Here is a 5,975-nt window from a genome sequence, read left to right on the forward strand (position 1 = left end):
TATCAACCTCATTATTAGAAACAACATGAAGTAAATTTGAAATAACATTATTAAATAGATGATCTCCTAATCCAATCCATAATGATCCTGTCATTCTATACAATAAAGACCACTTTATACTCATCATACCGGCTAAAACCACATAACCAATCCCCATTACTAAAAGGTTTGATATTGATGACTTTCCTTCTAAATAATCTCTAAAAGGCATAACTAAATGCCAAATTCCAAATAGAAATGCTATTAAAAATAATGACGTATTGTAAGAAATATCTTCTAATATTTTTGTAAATAGACCACGGAAGATTCCCTCTTCCATCCAAACATTGATAATATTAAAAATAATACATAGAAAAATAAAAATTATACCTGTTTGATGATTCATCTCATTATTTAAAGAAAATCCAGTTGCATAAAGCGATAATTTAAAACTATGGTTTATATTGTATAAGATAAGACCTTCTATTGCATATGCAAAAACACAACATATAAACCCAAACAACAGACCTTTTCCAATACCAGAAAATACATCTTTAGTATTAAAGCCGATATCTCTCCATTTTAATTTGGCATAATAAAGTATTGTCCATAATAAAATTATTCCAAATACCTTATGTAAAAAATTTTCAGATAAAATTGATTCGTCTGTTCTAATTACGAAGTATTCTATTACCCTCGCAATTAAGCAGATAGTAAAAATTATAAAACAGTTTAATATAGGTTTCTTTTTTAACGAATACATTACACTCTCCTATTTTTCATAAGAGTCTCTACTCTTTTCTTATAATAATTAAATCTATTATAACACATAAAATTATATAATGGGTTATTTATATTGAAGTATAAACATGATATAATAAAAGTAAATAGAGATATTTAATATACATTTAAACAATTAGGAAATTTTAAAAAGGGAGTTCAATTATCTCTATAGATAGTTGATAATTTAAAGTCTACAATAATGTAGGGAAAGAAATTAAAGGTGACGTATTATGTCAAAAAAAGATTCAAAAAATCAACAAAAATTTATGTCATTTATGTTTAGGGGAAAAGAGATATTTAAACCATTAAATACAGGCTATATAGATGATAAAGTAAGCTGTATTAGGGAATATGTCGCAAATATATACTTTTATACAAAAGATGGTTATACAATTATGATTGATGCTGGATATAACTACGATAGACTGGTAGAAAAAATGAGATGGCTTGATATCAATCCAAAATGTATAAATGAAATACTTATTACACACCAAGATACTGATCATGTTGGTGCTATTGAAATAGATAGCGATAATTTATTTAAAGAATCAAAAATATATATAGGAAAAGTTGAAAATGATTATTTAGAAGGAAGAAAACGACGTAAAGTTTATTGGGGTTTATATAAACTACCTCAAGTAAATATAGTAAACGAAAAAACTTTAATCGATGATGGAGAAGTACTCTATATTAAAAATATTAAGGTAGAAGCCTTTCTCATTCCAGGACATACATGGGGACATCTTGTATATTTGATTGATGATACATATTTATTTACAGGTGATACCATTTGGTTTGGTGCAGATGGTGGCTATGCATTTTTAAATACTCTCGCTGAAGATAGAAAGTTACAATGTAAATCACTTAAAAGATTAGAAGAAATACTAAGAAAAAGAAATCTTAACTTAATAATTATTACTGGGCATACTGGTTGGACAGATGACTTTAATTTTGCTTTTGCTCATATAGATGAAGTTTGTAATACATTAAAAAGAAAACCTAAAGTACATGACCCAAAAGCACCATATGATGGTTTTGATGAAAGTGATGATACAGAAGAAAAAGCTAGAAGTGGATTTCTTGAAAAATGTTATCAAGCTAAGTTATAAAAACAAAAAGCAGAGAAAAGTTTTATTATCTCTGCTTTTTATTGTGTATTTTTTTTTGCCTATTTCTTATGAATTAACATTCCTATAGTCATTCCAATCATCGTTCCTAGAGACATTCCTATAGATGCACCCATACCTGATTTACTATCATATAAAGTACCTATTAAAGTACCTATAGACATACCAATAACCAAACCTAAGAGTATATAATCACCTTTATAACGCTTAGTTTTATCCCTCGATATTCTTATCATTCTTACTATCTTAACTATTATAAGTAATATACAAACTACAAATAATAGTAATATTGGCCAAACCGTTGATAAAAAACTCATTTTATTCACTCTCCAATTTTAAATTATTTATCTTTATTCTAAAGCTCTATCTATTATAAAATTCATAATATAAATAAAAATCACTATATATCAAGCTATTTTTTATTACCTACTAATTTACTAGCTAACTTATACACCTGATTGATTTCTTTACTTTCTAGTTTCCAATTTTCCAATTCAATTCTAATTAACTCCGGAAATTTTTTACTTATATCCCTTAAAGCATTACCTACAGATTTCCTAACATATTCACTAGGGTCATCTTTCAAGTTAGCAATTCGTCTAATAGCTTCATTTGGATTTTCTTTAAAGTATGGTCTACTTGTCCAAATTCTTAGTCCTTCTACTACCGCTCTTCTTGTATTTGGATTTTCTTTACTCAACCATTCATCGATAACTGGAAGTGACTTTTCATACCCTATTTTCTTACAAAATTCATCAAAAGCCTTTGCTAATACTTCTTGCACTCTCCAATTACTGTCCTTTGAAACCTCATCTTTCATATATGTTAGTATATCACTATCTTCTGATAAATAACCAAAAAGAAATACACTATACATTCTTACTTGATATATATCTGAATTAAATGCAGCAAATGCTAATCTCTTAATATAATTTTTATCATTAGCTTTATAATCAGCTAAAGCTCTTTTTTCCTCTCCTTTAAAACCATGTTCAAACAAAGATAATTCTTTTTCTAGACTTTTAATATAGTCTTCCATATAAACTCACCTCACTAAAAAATTTAACTTTTATATTATTATGTCAAATCTTTTTATTAGCTATTATATCTTTTATAATATCATACACCCTTTACTTTTTCTATCCAAAATTAGTAATCTTTTCGCAAAAAAAGACGACAGTCTTCACTATCGTCTTTTATATCTATTATGTATTTTTTATAACTATAACCTAGAGGAATTATATCTAAATCAATCCTGCATCTTTTAGGATTTCTTCAATATATGTTCCTTTGATTTTTTTCAATACACGTTTACTAATTGCTTTAGCAAATAAAGGTAGTTTAACTTCTTCAAGTTTTTTACCATCCATTAGGCGATTAGTTGATTTAGTCATTACACGTAAATCATATGCAGAATTAAATACTTCAGGTACACCTCTATCAACATCTAGTAATGTGTAGACTGCTTCCATAGCTGTACGAACAGAATATTCTGTAGTGAAGACAGTGTCACGAGGTGTTTCAGAGAAGTTACCTATAAATGCTAAATTTTTAGAACCTTCTGGAATAACTAGTGGTCTATCACCATCATGTCTTGGCATAAAGTAACTTGTTATATAAGGCATATAACATGGAACTGTGCTACAACCTTTGCTAGCAAATTCGTGAATAAATTGTTCAGGAACACCAATATGGTAAAGCCATTCTTCTGCTATTTCAATACCTGTACAAGCTTCTATTGGTTTTTTAATATAGTTACCAGAAATATTTGAATATAATCCGTAAATCCAAACTACTAATTCATCTTTTGATTGTGATTTAAAGTGTGGTTGACGATTAAGTGTAAAGCTCAACATCCAATTTGAATCACGTGCTGTTACTATACCACCAGTTACTACTTTACCTGCATAAGGATCACGTTTACAAATTTTTTCTATATATTCTGCGATTCTTTTATCTGTTACAGTCGTTGTAGCTGAAACAAACCAACTTTGATCAGGAAGATTTTCACAAAATACTTCTGGACGTCCAAAACGTTCATCTTGTTTAGCTAAGTTTTTCCAGAGTTGCCAAGCACCACCAAGTTCTTTACTGACAGGAGCTGAAGTATCATTATTACCATATGTTGTAGATGCTGTGATACTACCGTTTGTAACAAATACTAGATCATCTTCTGTTAATTCTCTAACAACAGGTTCTCCGTTTACTTCTAAGATTAAATGTTTTGCGATTAAATCTTTTCCTTGTTTTTCAACTTTAATATCTTTAACTACAGTATTGTACTCAAAAGTTACACCATGATCTTCTAAATATTTAACTAATGGTAGAACTAATGATTCATATTGATTATATTTAGTGAATTTAAGTGCTGATAAATCAGGAAGACCTTTAATATGATGAATAAATCTCAACATGTATCGACGCATTTCCGCAACTGAGTGCCATTTTTCAAAAGCAAACATTGTTGCCCAATAAGTCCAGAAATTAGACTCGAAAAATTCACTACTAAAGAAATCTGTTATTTTCATACCTTGTAGTTCTGACTCAGAAGTTAAATATAGTTTTACTAATTCCTGACTAGATTTATCAGATAATGCAAAAAGTCCGTCATCAGGAATTTGTTGCCCACGATTTTCAATAACACGACATTTAGAATAGTTAGGATCTTCTTTATTTAGCCAGTAGAACTCATCTAAAACAGATGCATCCTCTACCTCTAATGATGGAATAGATCTGAAAAGATCCCAAAGACATTCAAAATGATCTTCCATTTCACGACCACCACGAATAATAAATCCACGAGTTGGATTCATAATACCGTCTAAGCTACCTCCTGCGATAGGTAGTTCTTCAAGAATATGGATTCTTTCCCCTTTCATTTGTCCATCACGAACTAAAAAGGCTGCTGCAGCAAGAGATGCAAGTCCTGAACCTACTAAATAGGCTGATTTTTTATCAACTCCTGCTGGTTTTTTTGGTTTAGCAAATGCTTCATAATTTCCGTTTGAATAATACATAAAAACTCCTCCTAAAAAAAGTGTATACTAATATCACTATTAATATACACCTTCCATATCCATAATACAATTTACAATTTTTGACTTTTGCCTAACTATTTTACAAATTCAATTAATTGTAAAAGAGCTTAAACTTTATTTAAAGAAGAGAAATTATCTCACCGAGCATAACTTTTTCAATTCTTCCAACTAGTTCTTCAACACTTTCTGGCATCTGCTTTTCTATCCAATCTAACCCTACTCCAACCAAAGCATATGTATAAAAAGAATAAGAAAACTCTACTTGTTTAGCCTCTTCTTTTGTTACTTCGATTTTTTTGAACACCTGATTACTTAGAAATAGTTCAATCTCTTGTCTTAGTACTTTTTCTAAAAATCCTTTTCCAAAAGAGCGATAGGTATTTAAAACAAAAACATGATTCTCAGAAATATATTGAAATATTGATGTTAGAGCATCTTGCCATTTATCATAGATTTTACCTCTTTCAATTGGAGTCACTACCTCTTTAAGATAAATCCACTCTACCAAATCATAGATATCTCTAAAATTATTATAAAATGTTTGACGACTAACATCACAAGCTTGAGTTAAATCATTAATTGTTATTTTTGATAATGATTTCTTTTCCGCCATTTCTTTTAAAGTAGATGCCAGTACTCTTTTTATTACTATTGTCATACCTAATCACTCCCTTTCATTTATTCTCTAAACTTTATATTATTATTTTCTCATAAAGTACACTATTTTCTCAACCAATAAAATGCTTCTTTTAATTTTTCCGTACCATTTTCTAAAATTATCTTTCCATGAGAGAAAACAATTTTATCAGGTTTCCAGCTTTCAATCTTAGAATAGCTATCTTTAGCATGTTTTTTAAAGATAAATGATGATCGTAAATCTCTTGACGTTCGAAACTTAGGATACTTATTATCTCCAAACTTAAATACAAGTTTATATAATAACGGTAATTTATTTACTTCTATACTTTCTATTAAGTCCGTTAATATTAAGGTTGAGCTCTTTTTATGAAAGAAGACCATCTCTTCCATAGCTATACTTCCTCTAAAG

7 protein-coding genes are annotated in these 5,975 nt (G+C 29.0%); 1 reads left to right on the forward strand and 6 read right to left on the reverse strand.

What is annotated here, in order from left to right; genetic code table 11:
• Nucleotides 1-742, reverse strand: a 742-nt coding sequence (locus ACW6OJ_RS07135) for a CPBP family intramembrane glutamic endopeptidase (protein WP_456096148.1), incomplete at its 3' end; no start/stop codon positions are given.
• Between the two features lie 250 nt (nt 743-992).
• On the opposite strand from ACW6OJ_RS07135, the gene ACW6OJ_RS07140 reads away from it, so the two are divergent.
• Nucleotides 993-1,871 carry an MBL fold metallo-hydrolase gene (locus ACW6OJ_RS07140; protein WP_456096149.1) on the forward strand — a complete coding sequence of 293 codons (879 nt, stop codon included), beginning with the start codon at nt 993-995 and terminating at the stop codon, nt 1,869-1,871.
• 59 nt (nt 1,872-1,930) lie between these two features.
• Here ACW6OJ_RS07140 and ACW6OJ_RS07145 read toward each other — a convergent pair whose 3' ends face one another.
• The 5 genes from ACW6OJ_RS07145 to ACW6OJ_RS07165 all read right to left on the reverse strand — a co-directional run.
• The gene (locus ACW6OJ_RS07145; protein ID WP_371518872.1) at nt 1,931-2,206 is read right to left on the reverse strand and encodes a hypothetical protein; all 276 of its coding nucleotides are present in this window, start codon (nt 2,204-2,206) and stop codon (nt 1,931-1,933) included.
• Nucleotides 2,207-2,301: 95 nt separating this feature from the next.
• Entirely contained in the window at nt 2,302-2,928 is a 627-nt protein-coding gene (locus tag ACW6OJ_RS07150) for a DNA alkylation repair protein (protein WP_456096150.1), read from the reverse strand.
• Between the two features lie 205 nt (nt 2,929-3,133).
• On the reverse strand, nt 3,134-4,906 hold the full coding sequence (locus tag ACW6OJ_RS07155) for an oleate hydratase (protein ID WP_456096151.1): 1,773 nt from the start codon (nt 4,904-4,906) through the stop codon (nt 3,134-3,136).
• Nucleotides 4,907-5,045: 139 nt separating this feature from the next.
• Nucleotides 5,046-5,585, reverse strand: a complete 540-nt coding sequence (locus tag ACW6OJ_RS07160) for a TetR/AcrR family transcriptional regulator (RefSeq protein WP_456096152.1) — start codon at nt 5,583-5,585, stop codon at nt 5,046-5,048.
• A 62-nt stretch (nt 5,586-5,647) separates the two neighbouring features.
• A partial coding sequence (locus ACW6OJ_RS07165; protein ID WP_456096153.1) for a hypothetical protein occupies nt 5,648-5,975 on the reverse strand: 328 nt, incomplete at its 5' end.

It is taken from the genome of Peptostreptococcus sp. (assembly GCF_977045075.1).